Origin of the sequence: Micromonospora fluostatini, from assembly GCF_050410825.1 — a bacterium.
Lineage (GTDB): Bacteria > Actinomycetota > Actinomycetes > Mycobacteriales > Micromonosporaceae > Micromonospora > Micromonospora rosaria.
In genome coordinates this window covers 5,105,862-5,125,881 of the sequence record NZ_CP191251.1, presented here as the reverse complement: position 1 = coordinate 5,125,881, position 20,020 = coordinate 5,105,862, and the positions used below count along the sequence as shown (strand labels likewise).

Annotated in this window: 14 protein-coding genes; 8 read left to right on the top strand and 6 right to left on the bottom strand. The window is 72.2% G+C overall.

Going from position 1 to position 20,020, the window contains the following annotated elements:
* The first annotated feature begins 60 nt into the window (after positions 1-60).
* Positions 61-1,770 carry a cellulose binding domain-containing protein gene (locus ACQUFX_RS22580; RefSeq protein WP_428962312.1) on the top strand — a complete coding sequence of 570 codons (1,710 nt, stop codon included), beginning with the start codon at positions 61-63 and terminating at the stop codon, positions 1,768-1,770.
* A gap of 152 nt (positions 1,771-1,922) precedes the next feature.
* On the opposite strand, the gene ACQUFX_RS22575 is transcribed toward ACQUFX_RS22580, so the two are convergent.
* From ACQUFX_RS22575 to ACQUFX_RS22560, 4 genes are all read right to left on the bottom strand, one after another.
* Positions 1,923-2,894, bottom strand: coding sequence for an arsenic resistance protein (locus ACQUFX_RS22575; protein WP_428962311.1), 972 nt, complete (start codon positions 2,892-2,894; stop codon positions 1,923-1,925).
* Between the two features lie 73 nt (positions 2,895-2,967).
* Positions 2,968-3,600 carry a vitamin K epoxide reductase family protein gene (locus ACQUFX_RS22570; RefSeq protein WP_428962310.1) on the bottom strand — a complete coding sequence of 211 codons (633 nt, stop codon included), beginning with the start codon at positions 3,598-3,600 and terminating at the stop codon, positions 2,968-2,970.
* A complete protein-coding gene (locus ACQUFX_RS22565; protein WP_428962309.1) occupies positions 3,597-4,262 on the bottom strand; it encodes a DsbA family protein in 666 nt (221 codons plus the stop codon). Before ACQUFX_RS22565 ends, ACQUFX_RS22570 begins: the two co-directional genes overlap by 4 nt.
* Positions 4,263-4,501: 239 nt before the next feature.
* Positions 4,502-6,433 (bottom strand): heavy metal translocating P-type ATPase, encoded by a 1,932-nt coding sequence (locus ACQUFX_RS22560; RefSeq protein ID WP_428962308.1) that lies wholly within the window; start codon positions 6,431-6,433, stop codon positions 4,502-4,504.
* Between the two features lie 152 nt (positions 6,434-6,585).
* Here ACQUFX_RS22560 and ACQUFX_RS22555 point away from each other — a divergent pair, with 152 nt between their 5' ends.
* Positions 6,586-6,885: an ArsR/SmtB family transcription factor gene (locus ACQUFX_RS22555; RefSeq protein WP_428967037.1), complete on the top strand. Its 300-nt coding sequence runs from the start codon at positions 6,586-6,588 to the stop codon at positions 6,883-6,885.
* A gap of 30 nt (positions 6,886-6,915) precedes the next feature.
* On the opposite strand, the gene ACQUFX_RS22550 is transcribed toward ACQUFX_RS22555, so the two are convergent.
* Complete coding sequence (locus tag ACQUFX_RS22550; protein ID WP_428962307.1) at positions 6,916-7,782, bottom strand: helix-turn-helix transcriptional regulator; 867 nt, start codon at positions 7,780-7,782, stop codon at positions 6,916-6,918.
* A gap of 261 nt (positions 7,783-8,043) precedes the next feature.
* Here ACQUFX_RS22550 and ACQUFX_RS22545 point away from each other — a divergent pair, with 261 nt between their 5' ends.
* From ACQUFX_RS22545 to ACQUFX_RS22535, 3 genes are all read left to right on the top strand, one after another.
* Positions 8,044-8,697 (top strand): class I SAM-dependent methyltransferase, encoded by a 654-nt coding sequence (locus tag ACQUFX_RS22545; RefSeq protein ID WP_428962306.1) that lies wholly within the window; start codon positions 8,044-8,046, stop codon positions 8,695-8,697.
* A 305-nt stretch (positions 8,698-9,002) separates the two neighbouring features.
* On the top strand, positions 9,003-9,392 hold the full coding sequence (locus ACQUFX_RS22540) for a hypothetical protein (RefSeq protein WP_428962305.1): 390 nt from the start codon (positions 9,003-9,005) through the stop codon (positions 9,390-9,392).
* A gap of 20 nt (positions 9,393-9,412) precedes the next feature.
* The gene (locus tag ACQUFX_RS22535; protein ID WP_428962304.1) at positions 9,413-10,648 is read left to right on the top strand and encodes an FUSC family protein; all 1,236 of its coding nucleotides are present in this window, start codon (positions 9,413-9,415) and stop codon (positions 10,646-10,648) included.
* 141 nt (positions 10,649-10,789) lie between these two features.
* Here ACQUFX_RS22535 and ACQUFX_RS22530 read toward each other — a convergent pair whose 3' ends face one another.
* Positions 10,790-12,178 (bottom strand): IS1380 family transposase, encoded by a 1,389-nt coding sequence (locus ACQUFX_RS22530; protein ID WP_428962273.1) that lies wholly within the window; start codon positions 12,176-12,178, stop codon positions 10,790-10,792.
* Between the two features lie 734 nt (positions 12,179-12,912).
* On the opposite strand from ACQUFX_RS22530, the gene ACQUFX_RS22525 reads away from it, so the two are divergent.
* The 3 genes from ACQUFX_RS22525 to ACQUFX_RS22515 are packed head-to-tail and all read left to right on the top strand — an operon-like array spanning position 12,913 to position 20,000.
* On the top strand, positions 12,913-14,481 hold the full coding sequence (locus ACQUFX_RS22525) for a TIGR02677 family protein (RefSeq protein ID WP_428962303.1): 1,569 nt from the start codon (positions 12,913-12,915) through the stop codon (positions 14,479-14,481).
* The gene (locus ACQUFX_RS22520) at positions 14,478-15,869 is read left to right on the top strand and encodes a TIGR02678 family protein (protein WP_428962302.1); all 1,392 of its coding nucleotides are present in this window, start codon (positions 14,478-14,480) and stop codon (positions 15,867-15,869) included. Before ACQUFX_RS22525 ends, ACQUFX_RS22520 begins: the two co-directional genes overlap by 4 nt.
* Before the next feature lie 12 nt (positions 15,870-15,881).
* Entirely contained in the window at positions 15,882-20,000 is a 4,119-nt protein-coding gene (locus ACQUFX_RS22515) for a TIGR02680 family protein (protein WP_428962301.1), read from the top strand.
* The last annotated feature ends 20 nt before the right edge of the window (positions 20,001-20,020 follow it).

Below are 20,020 nucleotides of genomic sequence, written 5' to 3'. Positions count from 1 at the left end.
GGGACCGGCCGCGCCGCACCGGATGCGGTGGCGGTCGCCCCCACCGGAAAGAGAGGTTCGATGAAAAGGAAGAACGTGACCAAGACCGCCCTGGTGGCGGCCGGCACCGTCCTGGTGGCATCGGCCGCGGTCGCCGTGGCCCTGCCGGCCGGTGCCGCAGCCGCCGGCTGTTCGGTCAACTACAGCGTGGCGTCGCAGTGGCAGGGTGGGTTCGGCGCCAACGTGGCCATCACCAATCTCGGTGATCCGGTCACGGGTTGGACACTGACCTGGTCCTACGGTGCCGGGCAGACCGTCGCCGAGGCCTGGAACGCGACGGTGACCCAGAGCGGTGCAGCGGTCACCGCCCGGAACGTCAGTTACAACGGCGCCATCGCGACCAACGGCACCACGTCGTTCGGCTTCAACGGCTCGTGGAGCGGCAGCAACCCGGCGCCCACCAGCTTCGCGCTGAACGGCGTGGCCTGCACCGGCGGTACGACGCCGACCACCCCGCCGACCACGCCACCCACCACCGGGCCGACCACGCCGCCCCCCACCGGCCCGGCGGACATCACGGTCAACAGCGCCACCCGGTACCAGACGGTCGACGGGTTCGGGGCCGCGCAGTCGATCTGGGGCAGCGCCTGGTCGACGGCGGAGACCCAGACCCTGGTCGGGCTCGGAGCCAACCAGTTGGGCCTGTCGATCGTGCGGACCGGCATCTCACCGGTCTCCGGTGAGTGGCCGACCCACGTCAACGCCCTGCGGACGGCGAAGTCGTACGCGCCGGGCGTGAAGATCCTCGCCTCGCCGTGGACGGCCCCGGCGGCGTGGAAGACGAACAACAGCCGGATCAACGGCGGCAAGCTGCGGACCGACTACTACGACGACTACGCGAACCACCTCAACAGCTACGTCCAGTACATGCGCAACCAGGGCGTGACCGTCGACGTCACGTCGGTGCAGAACGAGCCGGACTGGCACCCGGACTACGACTCGATGGACTGGAGCGGCACCGAGCTGCGCAACTTCGTCCGGGACCACGGGTCGCGGGTGCAGAACACCAAGCTGATGGTCGCCGAGGCGGTGAACCTGAACTACACCTACACCGACCCCACCCTGAACGACACCACCGCCCGCAACAACATCGGCTACATCGGCGGCCACCTGTACGGCACCGAGGCCGCCGGCCGGCTGCGCTCGTACCCGCTGGCGGACCAGCACAACAAGCCGGTGTGGATGACCGAGTGGAACCTGCACGAGGCCGACGGCAACGGCTCCAACATCTGGGGCAACCCCGGCAACCAGACGGTCTGGAACGAGACCCTCGACGACATCATGCGGACCGTGCACCGGTCGATGGAGGCCAACTGGACCGCCTACGTCTGGTGGTACGGCAAGCGGTACTACTCGTTCATCGGCGACGGTGAGTCGGCCTTCGGCACCACGGCCGGTGCCCCGCTCAAGCGCGGGTACGCCTTCTCGCAGTACTCCAAGTACGTCCGGCCCGGGTACCAGCGGGTCGCCCTGACGAAGAGTTCCAAGGCCAACCCCCTGGAGGTGACCGCCTACACCGGTGGCGGGAAGACCACGCTGGTGATCCTCAACCGGTCGACCAGCGCGGTCAACAACGCCGTGATCCAGGTGCCGCAGAACATCAGCCGGGCCGAGCACTACCTGACCTCGATCAACGCCAACGCGGCCAGCCAGCCGGTCAGCGTGAACGGTGGACAGGTCAGCGTCAACGTCGGCGCGCGCAGCATCTCCACGGTGGTGCTCACCCCCTGAGTCGGCGCACCGGAACCGTCCCGGTCGGGCGGGTGGGTGGTGGGACGTGGCGTCCCGCACCCACCCGTCCGCGCTCGTCGCCCCCGGCCCGGCGTTGCCGGGGCCGCCCACCGGGGCCGGTCGGACCGGGCTGAGCCGGCGGGCGGCGGGGGTCAGCGGGCGGGCAGCAGCCGGGGTACCGCCCGGACGTAGACCACCATCCCGACGACCTCGACGAGGGTCTGGGTGACGATCACCACCGCGGCGATCGCCAGGGCTTCGGGCAGCGCGAGGGCCAGGGGCAGGACGACCAGGGAGTTGCGGGTCGCGCCGGTGAAGACGATCGCCCGGCCCTCGGCGGTCGGGAGCCGGAACAGGCGGGCGACGCCGAGCCCGGCGACGGCCATCACGACCAGGAAGACGACGTAGAACGGGACGACCCGGGCCACGTCGGCGAGGCCGTCGCCCAGCGTGGGGACCTGGGAGGCCACCACGGTCAGCAGGGTCGCCACCATCAGCGGCACCATCAGGGTGCCGGCCGCGTCGGCGGTCCGCCGCCCGGCCGGGCGGCGGACCGCCCAGGCCTGGGTGAGCCAGGCCAGCGTCAACGGGATGACGATCAGCACCACGAACGCCTCGACGAACGGGCCGGCCTCGACCACGTCGGCCAGGCCCGGCCCCATGAACAGCACCAGCAGGCCGGGCAGCAGGAGCATCTGCGCGAGCAGCAGCACGGGTGTCGCGGCGAGGAGCCGTCGGCTGCTGCCGCCGGCCAGTCCGCTGAAGGCGATCACGTAGTCCACGCACGGGGTGAGCAGCACCAGCAGCACGCCCAGTCGGACCGCCCGGTCGTCGGGGAGGAGACCGAACATCGCCGCGACCACCACCGGCACGACGACGAAGTTGACCACCATCGCGGCGGCCAGGAAACGGCCCGACCGCAGCGAGCGGACCAGCTCGGCGGCGGGCACCTGGAGGAAGGTCACGTACAGCAGGGCGGCCAGGACCGGACTGATGGCGTGCTCCAGCAGCGGTCCCGCGGCGGGAGCCGCCCAGCCCGTCAGCGCCCCGACCGCCAGCGCCGCCAGGTAGAGGGGGACCTGGCGGCGTTCCATCGTGGCGACCAGGCCGGACGGGTGCGACACCGGGTGTGCTCCTCGCAGGGTGGTGGACGATCGGCGCGTCGCCGGCGGGGCGTCGTCCGGCGGGATCCTCGCGCTACAGCAGGGTGCGCCAGTAGTCCCAGAACCGGAACAGGATCGCGACGACGATGACGCCGAACCAGACGACGAGGATGAGGCTGTGGTACCGGGCCGCGCCGGCCGCCGCGGCGCGCGCCCGCGCGCGCAGGGTGAGCACGGTGGTGAGGGTACGCAGGCTGGTGTAGAGGAAGATCGGGATGGTGACGGCCCAGACCACCATGCAGTACGGGCACAGCGCGCCGATGACGGAGACGCTCTGGTAGATCAGCCAGTGCACGAACACGACGCCGAAGGTGACGCCGGCCTGCAGGCCGAGCCAGAACCAGCGCGGCAGGGGTACGCCGGCGAGCGCGAGGACGCCGACGGTGGTGACGACGGCGAACCCGGCGATGCCGATGAGCGAGTTGGGGAAGCCGAAGACCTCGGCCTGCGGGGTGGTCATCACCGAGCCGCAGGACAGGATCGGGTTGAGGCTGCAGGTGGGGACGTAGCTCGGATCGGCGAGCAGGTTGATCTTCTCGACGGTGAGGGTGGCGGCGGCGAGCAGGCCGACCGCGCCGCCGACGGTGAGGATCCACGCGGTGACCCGGCTGATGAACCGGATCTCGTCGGGGCTGGCCCCGGCGGGGGCGACGGTGGCGGCGCTCACTCGGCGAGGGCGGCGTCGATCGCGGCGGTGAGGTCGTCCTGGCCGCGCAGGTCGGTCAACGGGCGGCCGTTGAGGAAGAACGTCGGCGTGCCGCTCACTCCGGCGGCCTCGCCGTCGGCCTTGTCCCTGGCGACCCGGGCGGCGGTGGCGGGGTCGTCGAGGTCACGCTGGAAGCGGTCGACGTCCAGGCCGAGGGTGCGGGCGTAGCCGAGGAACACCTCGGTCTGCGGTTGCTCCCGGTGCCCCCACGCGTTCTGGTTCTCGAACAGCAGCGCGTACATCTCGGCGAAGCGCCCCTGGTTGGCGGCGGCCTGCGCGGTCCGGGCGGCGAGGCCGGAGTTGGGGTGGCCGGGCAGGGGGAAGTACCGCACCACGAAGGTGATGCGCCCCTCGTAGGCGGCGAGGATCTGCGTGACGGCCGGGTAGGCGGCGCCACAGGCCTCGCATTCGAAGTCCAGGAACTCGACCAGGGTCACCTTGCCGTCGGCGGCGGTGGCGAGCACGTGACTGTCCTCGCGGACGAGCGTGGCCGGGTCGACCGTGCCGTCGGCGCTGGCGCTGACGGTGGTGGACCGGTCGCGCCGGTCGACGGTGAGCACGCCGGCCACCACCAGCACCAGTGCCGCGATGGCCGCGAGGGTCAGTCGCGTGTTCCTGGTCATGTCCTCGTCCTTCACCGGTCGTCGCGCCGTGGCCGCAGGCCCGGCGGCGGCCCGCTCGTCCGACCACGGTACAGGGTTTGCTGTATTGATCTGGTGGCGCTCGATCCCGGTACCGACCGTTAAATCCGGTCGTGTCCAGCCCGCCGCGAGCGCGTCGGCACGCTTCCGTGGTCGCCGCTCCCACTCTCCCACATATTTACTACGTCAGGTAGTAGCGGGTGTGGGGGTGGTCTCCACGGTCAGGGGGTGACGGTGGACGGCAGCGGTCGCAGGCCCCGGGCCCGACCGGCGCGGACGCCGTTGGCGATCACGAGCACCTCCGCGAGCTCGTGCACGGCGACGACCGCCGCGAGACCGAGCAGGCCGAGCAGGGACAGCGGGATGAGCACGGCGATGAGACCGAGGGACATGCCGACGTTCTGCAGCATGATCCGGCGGGACCGGCGGGCGTGGTCGAGCGCCTGCGGCAGGTGCCGCAGATCCTCCCCCATGAGGGCGACGTCCGCGGTCTCGATCGCCACGTCCGTGCCCATCGCGCCCATGGCGATCCCGAGGTCCGCGGTGGCCAGCGCGGGCGCGTCGTTGACCCCGTCGCCGACCATGGCGGTCACCTGGCGTGCTCGCAGGTCCGTGACGATGCGGGCCTTGTCCTCCGGCCGCAGGTCGGCGTGCACCTCGTCGATGCCGGCCTGCCGGGCGAGGGCGGTGGCGGTGGTGAGGTTGTCGCCGGTGAGCATCGCCACCCGGCAACCGCCGCGCCGGAGCCGGGCGATCACCTCGGCGGCCTCCGGGCGCAGCTCGTCACGGACCGCGACCGCGCCGATCACCCGACCGTCGACCTCGACCAGCACGGCCGTGGCCCCCGCCGCCTGCATCCGGGCCACCTCGCCGGCCAGGTGCCCGGCCCCGACCCAGCCGGGCCGGCCCAGGCGTACCGGCGCGCCGTCGAGTCGCCCGGTCAGGCCGGCCCCGGGGACGGTCTGGACGGCGGTGGCGGGTCGGATGTCCTCCACCGCTGCCAGGACCGCGCGGGCCAGCGGGTGCCCGCTGCGCGCCTCCAGCGCCGCCGCCACGTCCAGCACCTGGTCACGGGTACTGCCCGTCGCGGCCACGACCTCGACGACCGTGGGTTGGTTACGGGTCAGGGTCCCGGTCTTGTCCAGTGCGACCGCCCGGACCGTACCGAGGGTCTCCAGCGCGGCACCGCCCTTGACCAGCACCCCGAACCTGCTGGCCGCGCCGACCGCCGCGAACACCGTCACCGGCACCGAGATCGCCAACGCGCAGGGGGAGGCCGCGACCAGCACCACGAGCGCCCGTTCGAGCCACAGCGCCGGGTCGCCGACCAGGCTGCCGAGCGCGGCGATCAGGACGGCCAGCACCATGATCCCGGGCACCAGGGGCCTGGCGATGCGGTCGGCGAGCCGCTGGCTGGCGCCCTTGCGCCCCTGCTCGGCCTCCACGATCCGGACGATGCGGGCCAGCGAGTTGTCCTGCGCGGCGGCGGTGACCGTCACCTCGATGACCCCGCTGCCGTTGATCGAGCCCGCGTAGACGGCGGTGCCGACGCCGACCTCGACCGGTACCGACTCGCCGGTGATCGCGGAGACGTCCAGCGCGGTGTGCCCGGAGCGCACCACGCCGTCGGTGGCCAGCCGTTCACCGGCCCGCACCACCAGCACGTCACCGGTGCGCAACTCGGCCGGGGCCACCACCTGTTCCCGGCCATGCCGCAGCACGGTGGCCTGCGCCGGCACCAGTGAGAGCAGTGCCCGCAGCCCGCGCCGGGTACGGGCCAGCGAGTACTCCTCCAGCCCCTCGCTGACGGAGTACAGGAAGGCGAGCATCGCCGCTTCGAAGACCTGTCCCAGGGCCACGGCGCCGACCGCGGCGATCGTCATCAGGGTGCCGACCCCGATCCGGCCCGTCAGCAGGCGCCGTACCGTGCCGGGCACGAAGGTGGCGGCGCCCAGCGCCAGGGCGGCGATCTCGAGCCCTGTCGCGACCGGCGGGGGTGCACCCGCCCAGCCGGCGATCAGCGCCACCGCCAGCAGGACCCCGGCCAGCGCGGACAGCCGCAGCTCACGAATCTGCCACAGCCGTCGCGGCTCCTGCGGCTCCGCCGTGGTGCCGGTCGGGCGCGGCTCGGCTCCGCAGCATGCGTCGCCCATCACCGGCTCCTGTCGTCTCGTCCGTCGCCGTCGGGTCCTTCGCCGACGCGCGGGTGCACCCGCTGGGTGCGGGCTCACATTAGTTCAGCGTTCGCTGAATACACAAGGCGGTGTATATTGCGATCGTGGAAGCTCTGACACACGGGCAGGTGATGGCACGGTTCGGGCACGCGCTGTCCGACCCGACCCGGGCGCGGTTGCTGCTGGCCCTGCGGGAAGGCCCGGGTTATCCGGCCGACCTGGCGGACCTGCTGGGCGTCACCCGGCAGAACCTGTCCAACCACCTGGCCTGCCTGCGGGGGTGCGGGCTGGTCGTCGCGGTCCCCGAGGGCCGGCGCAGCCGCTACGAGTTGGCCGACCGGCGGTTGGCGCACGCCCTGGGCGACCTGCTGGGGCTGGTGCTCACCGTCGACCCGCAGGCCTGCCCGGACGCGGAGACGGGCTGCTGCTAGCGGGTCTCCGCGCCGGCCCGCGCCGGTGGGTCAAGGACCCTGGTTGCCGGATGGCGTGGCCATCAGGTCGTGCGCTCCGATGACCGAGAGAAGCTGGAGTTTCTCGTGGCTCTCCGTGCCGGGAACGGCGGTGTAGACGAGCAGGCGGTGCGACTGCACCGGGTCGAGCAGGGCCTGGCAGGTCAGGTCGAGCTCGCCGATCTCGGGGTGGACGAAGCGTTTGACGTTGTCGTGCCGGACCCCGATCTCGTGTTCCTGCCACACGGCGCGGAACTCCTCGCTGCGGTCGAGCAGCAGGTTCTGCAGGTGGGCGGCCCACGAGCCGGGTCCCCGGAGAGTGACCACCGCGCGCAGCCCGGACGCGAAGACGCGGGAGTGCAGCGCGTGGTCGTCCGGGTGGTACAGGGCCCGGCAGGCCGGGTCGGTGAACCAGCGGTACCCGATGCTGCGGGCCGGCCCCGTGTAGCGGGTGAGGTCGCCGGTCAGCGCGACGCCGAGCGGGGTCTGCCGCAGCGTCTCACCCAGCTCGGTGACGACTTCGGCCGGTGTGTCGGCGAGCCGGTCGAGAATGCGCAGCAAGCCGGGACTGATGTGCTCACTGATCGCCCCCCTGGTGGGCGGATTGTGGCCGGCGAGCCGGAACAGGTGGTCGCGCTCGTCCAGTGACAGGTGCAGACCCTGCGCGATCGAGGCGATCATCTGCTCGGACGGGTGCGGTCCGCGCCCGCGCTCCAGCCGACTGTAGTAATCCGTGGAGATGTGGCACAGCAGGGCGACCTCCTCGCGGCGCAGACCGGTGGTCCGGCGGCGCTGCCCGCGCGGGAGGCCGACGTCCTCGGGCTGCAGCGACTCCCGGCGGCGGCGCAGGAACTCGGCGAGCCCGGCCCGATCGATCATGTCTGCCTCCTGTGCCGTGTGGTGGCCCTGACCCCGTTCTACCGCCGCCGCTGAGGGACAACCAGGGACCGGCGATCCCCCCTTCCCGCGACCGGGTCCGCCCAGCCTGTGATCGACAGACCGTGGAAGTTCCGCCGATCCTGGGGCAACCTGGGAGCGCCGCCCGACCGACGGTGGCAACCGACGATGAGTGATGGGAAGTCGCAGATGGCACACCGGCAGCCGGACGACGCAGCGCACGGCGCGGGGGTGCGCTGAGCCGTGTCGTTCTTCCTCGAGTTCGTGCGCAACCCCCTGACCGTCGGCGCCGTCGCGCCGAGTTCGCTCGCGTTGGCCGAGGTGGCCACGGCCGCGGTGCCACGGACAGGCTCTCCCACCGTTGTCGAACTCGGGCCCGGCACCGGCGCGTTCACCGAACTCATCCAGCGACGCCTGGCGGGCGGCGGCCGGCACATCGCCGTCGAGGTCAACGCGCGGTTCGCGCAACGCCTGGCGGCACGCCACCCGTCCGTCGAGGTGGTCAACACGGATGCCACCGTCCTGCGGGACGTGCTGGCGCACCGCGGCGTCGGCCCGGTCGACGTCATCGTCAGCGGTCTGCCGTGGGCGGCGTTCGACCACCAGCTCCAGCACGAGATCCTGTCGGAGGCGGTCGCGGTCCTGCGGCCCGGCGGCGTCTTCACGACGTTCGCCTACGTCCACGCGCGGTACGCCCCTCCGGCCCGGCGGCTGCTGAGGTCGTTGCGGTCCCGGTTCGAGGAGGTCGTGATCAGCCGGACCGTCTGGAGCAACCTGCCGCCCGCGCTGGTGTACGTCTGCCGCCGCCCGATCGTGGTCGGCGACGGTGACCCGGTGGCGGAGCGGGGCCGTGACGGTGCGGGTGCCCGGGATCCGATGGTGATCAGTGCGGCGTGACCGGGGGCGACGTCACCCGGCGGTGCCGGCGGCACCGCCGGGTGACGGTGGGACATCGTGACGTGGTGAGGGGCGCGGCCGGGTGGCCTGGCCACGGCCCCGATGTGGCGCGTCAGGGTTGTCGGGCCGCAAGGTGGTGGATGCGTCGCCGGGCCTCGTTCCTACGCGGCTTCCGGCGCAGACCTTACCCACGGGGCGGGCAGCACACCGCGACCGGCACGCGTCGCGGTGCACTCGTCCCGTTTGGTCAATTGTGGGCGTGGGTATGGTCACGGCGGCACAGGTCCGACCGTGGGAGGCTGTTGATGATCATGGCGTTGCTGCTCGACCTCGCCAACATCGTCGGCGGTTTTCTGCTCGCTGTCGGGCTATTGCGGCTCATGCCGCGAGTCGGCGACGACCTGGGTCGCCTCGCCGACCGGGGGCGCCCGATCGCCTGGGTGGTCGGCGTCGTCGCGCTCGTGACTGGCGGCTACTACCTCATGGTCCACCTGATGTCCGGTCCCCGGGTGTTCCACTTCGAGGTGGTGGGGATCGGTGTCGGACTCGCACTGCTGTGGACCCGGCTGTCTGGGCGGTCGGCACCGCGCGGCGACCGGTCGGGGACGCCGGGCGGTGCCCGCCTGCTCCTCGCGGTGTTCGGCCTCATCGCGATGATCGTTGGCATCCAGGGGCTTTTCACCGCCGACGGCTGACCCGACGGAAGCCAGTTACGGTGCGCTTGTCCGACAAGGCCATGAGCCCGGCACCTGGTTTCGAACGCGACCGATCGGGTAAGAGCGGGCGTGTCGATTCGGTGGGCGAGCACCTGGGCTTGGATATCCGAATGAAAGAGCGTGGCGGGGAGCATTGTGAGGGGGCATTGGCGGCCCTGGGGCGGCAGGGGAGCGAGACTATTGTCAACCACCTGCGCAAGGTGCGGCCGAATCTGCTCGTGGCCGTGCAGGCAGGTGTCGCTGCCGCTCTCGCTTGGGTTGTCGCGGCGGATTTGCTTCACAACCCGCAACCGGTTTTCGCCCCGGCGATCGCGGTCAGTACCATCGCGAGCTCGATCGGTCACCGCATCCGTCGTACGGCGTATGTCATCGCGGGGATCACCGTGGGGGTCGTCGTGGCGGACCTCCTCGTGGTGTTGATCGGCAGCGGTTTCCTCACGATCGGCCTCATCGTGGCGGTGGCGATATTCCTGGCCGGGAGGCTCAGTGGTGAAGGAGGATTCCTCGCCCAGGTGGGCGGTAGCGCCATGGTGATCGCTGTACTGGCTCCTGCATCGACCGACCTCGCGGCTCCCCGCCTCGTCGACGGAATGGTCGGCGGTGTGGTCGGTGTTGTCGTGTCGCTGGTCGTGCTGCCAATGAACCCGATCTATCGGGTCCGGAGGGCAGCCGGTCCGCTGTTGAGCCAACTCGCCGAACACCTCGCCGAAGCCGGCGACGCCGTGGCCTCGCGGGACGCGACTCTTGCCAAACAGGTCATCGACCGGCTGCGTGCCGTCAGGACCGACGAGCTGGAAACGACGCTGGCGGGTGCTGCTGAGGTCGTCACGGTCTCACCACTGTACTGGCGCGAACGCAGGGAATTGCAGGGCTGGCAGCACGGCGCCGGCCTAATGCTTCGGACCCTGGAGATGAGCCGTCCACTGGGCATGAGCCTCAGAACGGCCATACGCTATCAGGAGCCTCTGCCGAACCGGCTGGTCGATTCCCTGCGATGTCTGGCTTTCGCCGTCAGCCGGGCAGACGACGGGTTCTCTTCACAGGCGGAACCCGTCACACCCGTCCAACGGGCCGCAATGCGGGCTGCCAGTCACGCCGAAGCCGCGCTGAAAACCGGGCTCGGGACGGCAGGTGCCACCGCCGCAGGACAAATAAAGGTCATGTCTGTCAACATTTTGCGCGCTACGGGACTGAGCCTCGATCCACCGATGCGGTTGCCGCTGATGGCCAATTGATCTTTTTGTGATTGGTGATTCGGCAGGGTGTGTGGGAGCCGCCGATTACGTGATCGGCTTGCTCCGGTTGGGTGGTTCGGGGCGGGTAGCGGGGGTTGTGGCCTGTGGTCGGGCCGCCTGGTTCCGGCTGGTGGGTCGTGGTCAGCCGGGTGCCGGCCCGACGGCGGTGTAGAGGTTGTCGAGCGCTGCTTGCCAGGGCCAGTGCTCGGGTAGGTGCACGATGATGGTGCGGGCCCGGTGGGCGAGGCGGGCGGCGACGTTGATGATCCGGGTGCGGATGGTGGCCGGGCGGGCGGTCGCCCAGGCGCCGGCGGCGAGGTGTCCGGCGGCGCGGGTGAGGTTGTGGGCGATGCCGGCGCAGGTCAGCCAGGTGTCGTTCGCGCTGAACCGGCCCGAGGGCAGGTGCGCGAGGGGTCCGGCGATCAGGTCGGCGTTGACCTGCTCGATGATCGCGTGTTGGCGGTGCTGGGCTTCGGCCTGCACGAGCGTGTAGGGGCTGTCGGTGAACACCGCGTGATACCGGTAGGTGGGCAGCAGTTCTTCCTGGCCCGGGGCCTGGGCGGGGTCGTCGCGGCGGACGCGGCGCACGATCAGCCGGGCGGTGATCTGGTGGCGGGTGCCGGCGAACGCGGTGTACTCGGTCTCGGCGATCTGCGCGTCGGAGATCCACCTTCCGGCGTCGTCGTCCCAGACGGCCTGCGGATACTTGATGTCGATCCACTGGGCGTCCGTGATGCTCTCGCAGGCGGTGCGGATCTTCGCGTCGATCCGGGTGGTGAGTGAGAACCGCACCTTGCGGCGGCGGCAGGCGGCGATGACGGTCTTGGCGTAGAACGCCGAGTCGGCGCGCACCACGATCTCCCCCGTTGCGCCGCACGAGCGGGCCGTGGTGATCGCCTCGGCGATCATGCTGGCCGCACCGCGGGCCGAGCCGGCGTTACCGGCGCGCAGTCGGGTGGCGGCGATCACCGGCACCGACAACGGCGTGGACAACGTCGCCACCACAGGGTTGTAGCCGCGCAGCCAGACGTTGTAGCCGCCGACCTTGGCGTGGCCGAACCCGATGCCCTGCTTGCGCTTGCCGAACACCCGCCGCAGCATCGAATCGATGTCCACAAAACACAGCGTGTCGGCGCCGGCCAGCAGTGGTGCCCGCCGAGCCAGGCCGATCAACGTGTCTCGGGCGGCGGCCTGCAACTGCCGCACATGCCCATGGGTGAACGTGCGCAGGAACGAGCCGAGTGTCGAGGGCGCGTACACGCTGGTGAACAGCGACCGCATGCCGCCGTGCCGGGTCACGTCGAGGTCGTCGATGCTGTCCGCACCGGCGAGCATCCCCGCGATGATCGTGGCGACCTTCCCGGCCGGGTTCGCGCCCTTGTCCGTCGGCAGGCTCAACCGGTCGGTGACCGCGTCATGCAGACCGGCCCGCTCGGCCAGCCGCATCACCGGCACCAGCCCGGCACACGACACCAGATTCGGATCATCAAACGTCGCGCGCACCACCGGCGCGTCATGGCGTAATCTCACCTGCGAGGTGCCCTTTCGAGCCGAACGATAGAAGCGTGAGAACTCCTATCCTTCCAGCTCAAGGGGCACCTTCTGTCTACGGGGTCTCGCCAACCCAGCCTTCATCGGTGGATCGAGGCTGAGCAAGCCCGACGCGGAGCACCTGCAGGACGTGGCTTCGAAAGACTGGAACAAGTCTTACGGGTCAGAGACGGAGGAAGACGGCAAGGGCGCGAAAGCGCCAGCGTCGTCGTATTCGCCGGAAGGTCGACACGGATGACTGAAACAGGTTGCACGGCCTCCGCCAGCAGACGACTGACCCGGGTCGCGGGGAACTCCAGGATGCCCCCGCTCTGATAGAGCGTCTTCACCTTTAACCGGCCGGTGCAGGGGTGGCGAGGTGGTTCGTGGCTGGATTCGGCGGCTGTTGTCAGGCGGTCTCGTGCCTGCGAGGACTGGGATGGCTAGGCCGATGTGGCGTGCACGACGGCGTCGCGGAGCTTGAAGCGGACGGTTGATGCTGTCCGCAGCAAGGCCGATTCCTACGCACCGTGACCTCGACGCGGAGGATGAATCGTCCGCGCCGGTCAGCCGCCAGGCCGGTTACCACCGCTTCGCAGTGAGCACTGACGCGTTCGTCCTCCTGCTCGCACGTCGACCACAGGACAGGCCGCAGCCGACCCTGCGCGTCCGGCCACCCTGCCGGCTCTCCTGGGTAGGGTAGGGGGCTGTTCACGGCGGGCGAGAGGGAGACGATGACGGGGCAGCCACCGCAACCGACGTTCGGGCTCGACGACTTCGCTCTCGACGACCGGATGCGGCTGTTCGGTTACGTGACGGCGGAGAACAGGTTCGCCTACCTGTGGTTGCTACGGGCGTTCGACTCGGCACGGTCCAGCTACCACGTGGTGTTGCACACCACCGACGTGGCCGCTGCGTTGGCGACGTTGCACGAGGCGGACGCCGACTGCCCGGATCCGGCGCGGTTGGAGCTGCCGCGGCTGCTCGACGCCCTGGTGGATTGGGGGGTGCTCGACCGGGGGCAGGACGGTTCCCGGGCCACGACGTTGGCGGAGTACCGCAACCGGCACTCGGTGTACCAGTTCACCGAGGCGGGTTACCGGGCACACCGGGCGGTGGAGGCAGTCTTGTCGGCGAGCATGGACGACTCGACGCTGTCCCGGCTGGTCTTCGCCGATCTGCTGGCGGACCTCAACGCGCTCGCGTCGGCCAACGAGGCCGGGGACGCCGAGGAGGTCTACCGCAAGTTCAACCGGCTGGACCGGGCGTTGGCCGATATCGCCGAGCGGGCGGCCCGCTTCTACCACATGCTGGGCGACCTGGGGCGGACCAACGACGTGCGGCCGGAGGTGTTCCTCGCCCACAAGGACGCCCTACTGGCGCACCTGCGGGACTTCCACGACGAGTTGCAGCGGTACACGCCCCGGCTGCGCGCGGCGGTGCACGAGGTCGAGGCGACCGGCCTGGACCGGCTGATCGAGGCCGCCGCCGAGGCCGACGAGCGACTGTTCCACACCCCGGTGCAGCGGCTGGAGGACTGGCGGCGGCGCTGGGCGGGGCTGCGGTCCTGGTTGGCGCCGCCGGGCCCGGAGCAGCCCAGCGAGGCGGACCGGTTGTCCGACGCCACCGTCGCCGCGATCGGTGACGTCCTGGCCCTGCTGCGCCGGGTCACCGAGGCGCGTCGCGGCGGAGTGAGCCGGGAGTCGCAGTTGCGGCACCTGGCCGCGTGGTTCACCCGTACCGGCACCCAGGAGGCCGCGCACGCCCTGTTCGACGTCGTGTTCGGTCTCGGTGCTCCGCGCCACGCCGGGGTGGCGCACCCGGATCCGGAGGCGATCGCCAGCCGGCTTTCATGGTGGGAAGCGCCGGCGGTGGAACTGTCCCGCACCCTGGTGACCACCGGCCGGGCACCGGGGCAGGGCCGGGGAAGGCCGGCCCGGTTGGACCGGGTCGATGAGCGGCGGCACCGGTTGCGCGGCGATCAGCTCGCCCGGGAGCGTCGATTGGCCGACGCGGCGACGGCGCTGGCCACTGTGGGCGTGGACGACCACCAGCTGAACGGGCCGCAGACCCAGGTCCTGCTACGCCTGCTCGACATCGCGCTGGCCGCCCGGGTGGGTGGCAGAGCCGGGGTGTCGCTGGCGGCCGCCGCGCACGGCGTGCGGCTGAGCCTCACCCCGACGCCGGGCCGGTTCACCACGGTGCGCACCGACGAGGGTCGGCTGCATCTGGACGGATACGCGTTGACGGTCACCGCCGCGCAGCACACGGCGGTCCGCCGTCCCGAGCTGGTGCCGGCATGACCGCGGAGGCGGGCGGGCCTCGGTCGGCGGCGCACCGGTTCGCCGTTGACGTCCCGGCGTTGGAGTTGGCGGACTACCAGCGGGCAGTCCGGTTGGTCCTGCGCCATCCGCTGATCACCGCGACCTGGCCCGACGAGCGGGCGCTGCCCCGGGTGCGGCGGTTCTCCGCTACCCTGCGCCGGGATCTCGCCGAGGCTTTCGGGTACCGGCTGGAGCTGCACGGTTCCACAGCCCGGTTGGTACGCGCGAAGGACCGGCTCGACGGTACCCAGCCGGCGGTGTCGCGCACCGGACGGCCGTTCGACCGGCAGCGCTACGCGTACCTGTCGTTGTGCCTGGCGGTGTTGGGCCGCGCCGGGATCCAGATCACCCTCAGCGAGTTGGCCGATTCGGTGGCCGGCGACGCGAACCGTATCCCTGGCCTGGGACTGGATCCGGACCACGGCCCGGACCGGCGTGCGTTCGTGGACGCGGTCGGCTGGCTGGAGGAGCGGGGGGTGCTCCGGCTTGCCGACGGCTCCAGCGCCGCCTGGGCCAGTGACCCGGGGGCCGGGGAGGCGCTGTACGACGTGGCACGGGACGCGGTGTTCGCGCTGTTCCGGCCGGCCCGGGTGTTGCAGCACGTCGACTCGGTGTCGGCGCTGCTGGACCGGGCGGTGAGCAGCAGCGGCAACGCCGAGCGCCGGAGGGCGGCCCAGGCGGCCCGGCGGGCGGTGGTGGAGTCGCCGGTCGTCTACCACGCCGACGTCGAGCCGGCGGTCGCCAACCATCTGCGTGGCTCCGCGCTCGCCACCGATCTGGCCCGGCTGACCGGGCTGCGGGTGGAACGGCGGGCCGAGGGCGTGCTGCTGGTGGACACCGCCGGCTTCACCGGGGAACGGTTCCCGGGCACCGGATCGGTGGCGCAAGCCGCTGTCCTGCTGGCGGTGGAGATGGCCGACCGGGCGGCGGATCCCGACGGCCGCCGGGTCAAACGGCTGACCCCGCCCGACGGGCACGCCCGGCAGCAGGCGTTGGCGAGCCACATCGACGCCGGTCTGCCCACGGCCTCCCTGGTACGCCTCGACGACGCCGGTCCGGACGAGCCGTGGACCGTCGAGGGCCGGGGTGACCAGGACGAGGGCGACGGTGCCGACCGGTTGCCGTTCATCACCGACAGTTTCCTGCGCACCGCCGTCGGGGAGATCCTGCAGCGGTACGGGACCGCGTTCGGTGCCCAGTGGCACGCCGACCCGGAGCGGCTGCGCGTCGAGGCGGTCGCGCTGCTGGAGCGGTTCGGCGCGGTCACCGCCGTGCCGGGCGGGGTGCTCGTCCGGCCCCTGGTCGGCCGCTACCGCCACACCGTCGCCGCGGTCAAGCCCCGCGCCACCACCGAAACCTTGTTCTGAGGGAAGTCGATCGTGATCGAGCAACGTGCCGTCCGCCGGTTCGCCCCCACCCGCGCCGGGATCATCAACCTGTGGGACTACCGGGATGAGGAGTTCAGCTTCGTCGACGGGTGGCTGGTGCTGCGCGGGCCCAACGGCTCCGGCAAGACGAAGGCGCTGGAGGTGCTGTTCCCGTTCGTCCTCGACGGGCGGATCGAACCGCGCCGGCTGAATCCGTTCGCCAGCGAGGACCGGACGATGAAGTCGAACCTGCTCTACCGGGGGCAGGAGGTGACCCACGCGTACGTGTGGATGGAGTTCGGCGACGGCGAGCAGTACGTGACCGTCGGCATCGGGTTGCGGGCGCACCGGCACGTCGACCGGGTCACCCGCTGGCACTTCGTGGTCGACGGCCGGGTGGGGGTGGACTTCTCCCTGCTGGACGCCGATGACCGGCCGCTGACCCGCCGGGACCTGATCGACCGGCTGGGCGCTGAGGCGGTGCGGGACTCGGCGGAGGACTACCGCCAGCTCGTCGACGCCCGGCTGTTCGGCCTCGGCCCGGCCCGCTACGAGCAGTTGCTGGACCTGGTGCTGACCCTACGCAAGCCGCAACTGGCCAAGGACCTCAACCCGGTCGAGCTGTCCCGCACGCTCCAACGGGGGCTGCGTCCGGTCGAGGACCACCTGCTCGTGGAGGCCGCCCGCTCGTTCGACGACATGGAGGCGGTCGCCCGTACCCTCGAAGGGCTGGTGGCGGCGGATGGTGCCACGGTCGCGTTCCTGACGGTCTACTCGACCTACCTGCGGACCCACGCGCGGGCCGCCGCCGACGCCCTGACCGCCCGCCGCGACGCGGTCGCCACCCGGTCGACCGCACTTGGCGACGCCCGTCACGCGGCCGACGCGGCGGCGCAGGCGGAGGCCGCTGCGGGTGAGCGGCTGCGTGCCGTCGAGGGCGAGCCCGGACGGCTCCGTGCCCATCTGGACAGTCTGAAGGCCTCGGCGGCGTACCAGTCCCACGAGCAGCTCGCCGACCTGCAGCGACACGTGCACGACCTGGCCGAGGCGGCTGGGCGGGCCGACGAGGCCGTCGTCGTCGAGGAGAGCGCGGTGGCGCGGCGGCGTACCGAGTCAGAACGGGCGACGGTCGCGGCTCGGGACACGCGGACCGCGGCCGAGCGGCTCGCCGCCGATCTCCTGCTCGACGCCGAGGCAGCCGGAATCACGTGGGGCGCCGACGACGCCGCCCCGGGCGATCTGGCGGCCCGGATCACCGCGCGGGCCGCCGCCCGCCGCGACGACGTGCGCGCCGTCGGCGTCCAGGTGGCGCGGCACGACCAGGCTGACCGGGACCATTCCCGGGCCGCCGCTGACGCGGCCGGTGCCACCGCCGCCGCCGCCGACGCCGAGCAGGCCGAGCGGCGCGCCGAGGAAGCCGTCGCGCAGGCTCGCGCCCGGCTGCGCGCCCAGCTCGACAAGTGGGCGCAGGGCAACGCCGGGTTGCTGGCCGATATCGCGCGCCCGGACCTGGCCGCCGGGCTGATTGCCGCCGTGAGCGTCACGGGCGAGCCGGGCGCGCGGACCCTGCGCGAGGTGTACGCCGAGGCCACGGCCGCCGCGGTGACCCAGTGGCGGCACCGGCTCGCGGCGCTGGCGGCGCAGCGCGCGGCGCTTGCCGACCGGCGGGCCGAGGTGGCCGCCGAACGGGACCGGATCGCCGCCGAGCACGACGACGCGCCGCCCGTCCCGGTGACCCGGCCCGCATCACGCGCCGGCCGGCCCGGCGCGCCGTTGTGGCGGCTGGTCCGCTTCGCCGACGCGGTGACGGGCGCGGACGCGGCGGCCGTCGAGGCGGCGCTGCACGCGGCGGGGTTGCTGGACGCCTGGCTGCACCCCGACCCCGCGACGGCGACGACGGCGGTGGCCGGCGACGACCTGGACGGCTACCTGCTGCCGCTGCCGCCGCACCGGCGGCCCACCGGGGCCACCCTCGCCGACGTGCTGGCTCCCGAGGAACAGGACGACGTGCCCGCCGTGCGGATCACCGAGGTGCTCACCTCGGTGGCGCTGGCCGACGTGACCACGCCCGACGCCTCGCCGGTCACCATCGGCGTGGACGGTCGGTACGCCCAGGGCATCGCCGCCGGCCGGTTCGCCAAGACCTCCTGCGAGTACATCGGCGCGACCGCCCGGGCCGCCCGCCGCGCCGCCCGGGTCACCGAGTGCGAGCGGCTGCTGGCCGTCATCGACGCCGACCTCGGCACGGTGGACCACGACCGTGTGTCCGTCGAGGCGCTGCTGGCGGCGGTGGACGCGGCCGCCGCGCAACTGCCGGCACCCGCACCGGTCCACACGGCGCTGCGCGAGCTGGACCGGGCCGCCGCGACGCTGCGCGCCCGGCAGGAGGCCAGCGCGGCCGCCGCCGCCCGCCTCGACCAGGCCCTGGCCGAGCGGGCCGCCGCCGCGGCCGCGCTGCGCCGGAGCGCGGCGGAACGGTCGCTGCCGGTCGACCGGCTCGACGACACCGCCGAAGCGGTGAACCGCTTCGAGAAGGCAGGGGTACGCCTGGAGGGCGCACGGACAGCCGCCGCGCGTGCCGCCGAGCAGGAGGATCAGGCCCGGCAGCGGCACGACGAGGCGGTCGACCGGTTCAGCGCCGCGGCGGAGACCGCCCGTACGGCCCGTGCGCGGCATCAGGAGAAGGCGGAGGCGTACCGGACGTTGCGCGACAGCGTCGGCGCCGACGCGGAACGGGTACTGGCCGACGTGGCCCGGACGGCCGACGCGATCATCGAGGCGGAGCAGGCCGTCGAGCAGGCTCGCACCTCACTCGGCGCCGCCCGGGAGCGGCGGGTCGCCGCGCTGACCCGGGTTGAGCTGGGCGAGCAGGCCCTGGTCGCCGCCGTCGCCGAGGCACAGCACGACGCCCAGCGGCTGCGTCCGTACGCCCAGCCGGACCTGCTGGGTCTGCTGCGCTGCCCCACCGACCTGCGCTGGCCGGCGCAGACCCCGGACGACGAGCTGCATCCGCAGGTGGCCGCCCTGCACGAGGCGGTCCTCGCCGCCACCCGGGAACTGAATCCCACCGAGACGTCGCTGAAGCAGAGCGCCACCCGGCTCACCACCGCGCTGACCGAGCTTCAGTCGCAGCTGCCCGCCGCCGGCCTGGACCACCGGCCCGAGTGGGACACCGACGACGGGGTGATCGTGGTCCGGGTCGCCGACGAACAGGGCCTGAGCCCGGTCGCGCACTTCGCCGACCGGATCGCCCGCGAGCGTCGCGACCAGGAGCAACTACTGACTGACTCCGAGCAGCGGGTGCTGGAGGACGCCCTGCTCGGGCAACTCGCCCGGCAGATCCACCATCGCACCATCGAGGCCCGCGACCTGGTCGCGGCGATGGACAGCCAGATGCGCGCCCGGCGCATGTCTTCGGGGCTCACCGTCGGCGTCGGCTGGCGGCTCGCCGACGACCTCGACGCCGAGCAACGCGACGTGTGCAAGCTGCTCGAACGCGATCCGGCCCGGCTCGGGCCGGCCCAGCTCACCGCCATGCGCCGGCATTTCGCCGCCCGGATCAAGACGGCGCGGGCCGCCGCGCCCGAACGGCCTTACCGGGAACTGCTCGGCGACGTCCTCGACTACCGGCAGTGGCGGACGTTCGCGTTCACCCTGCACCGGCCCGGCGGCGGCACCGAGGCGCTGACCCGGGCCCGACACAGCCAGCTCTCCGGCGGCGAACAGTCGGTCTCCCTGCATCTGCCGCTGTTCGCCGCCGCCAACGCGCTGTTCGGCTCGGCGCGACCCGACGCACCTCGGCTACTCGGTCTCGACGAGGCGTTCGCCGGTGTGGACGACACCGGCCGGGGTGAACTGATGGCGCTGGCGAAACAGTTCGACCTGGACCTGTTCATGACCGGCTACGACCTCTGGGCCACCCACCCGGCGGTCAGCGGCGCCGCCCACTACGACCTGTCGCACTCTGCCGTGGAGCACGCCGTGTCCACGGTGCTGCTGGTCTGGGACGGCTCGACCAACATCGCCGACTTCGATGGAACCCTGGCCCGTGCGCTCGGCTCCCCGGAGACCCGCCGCGCTCCCGGTGGTCAGGGCGGAACCAGCGTCCTGCTCGACCTCACAGACCGATGACCGACGGGCACGGCGTGCGG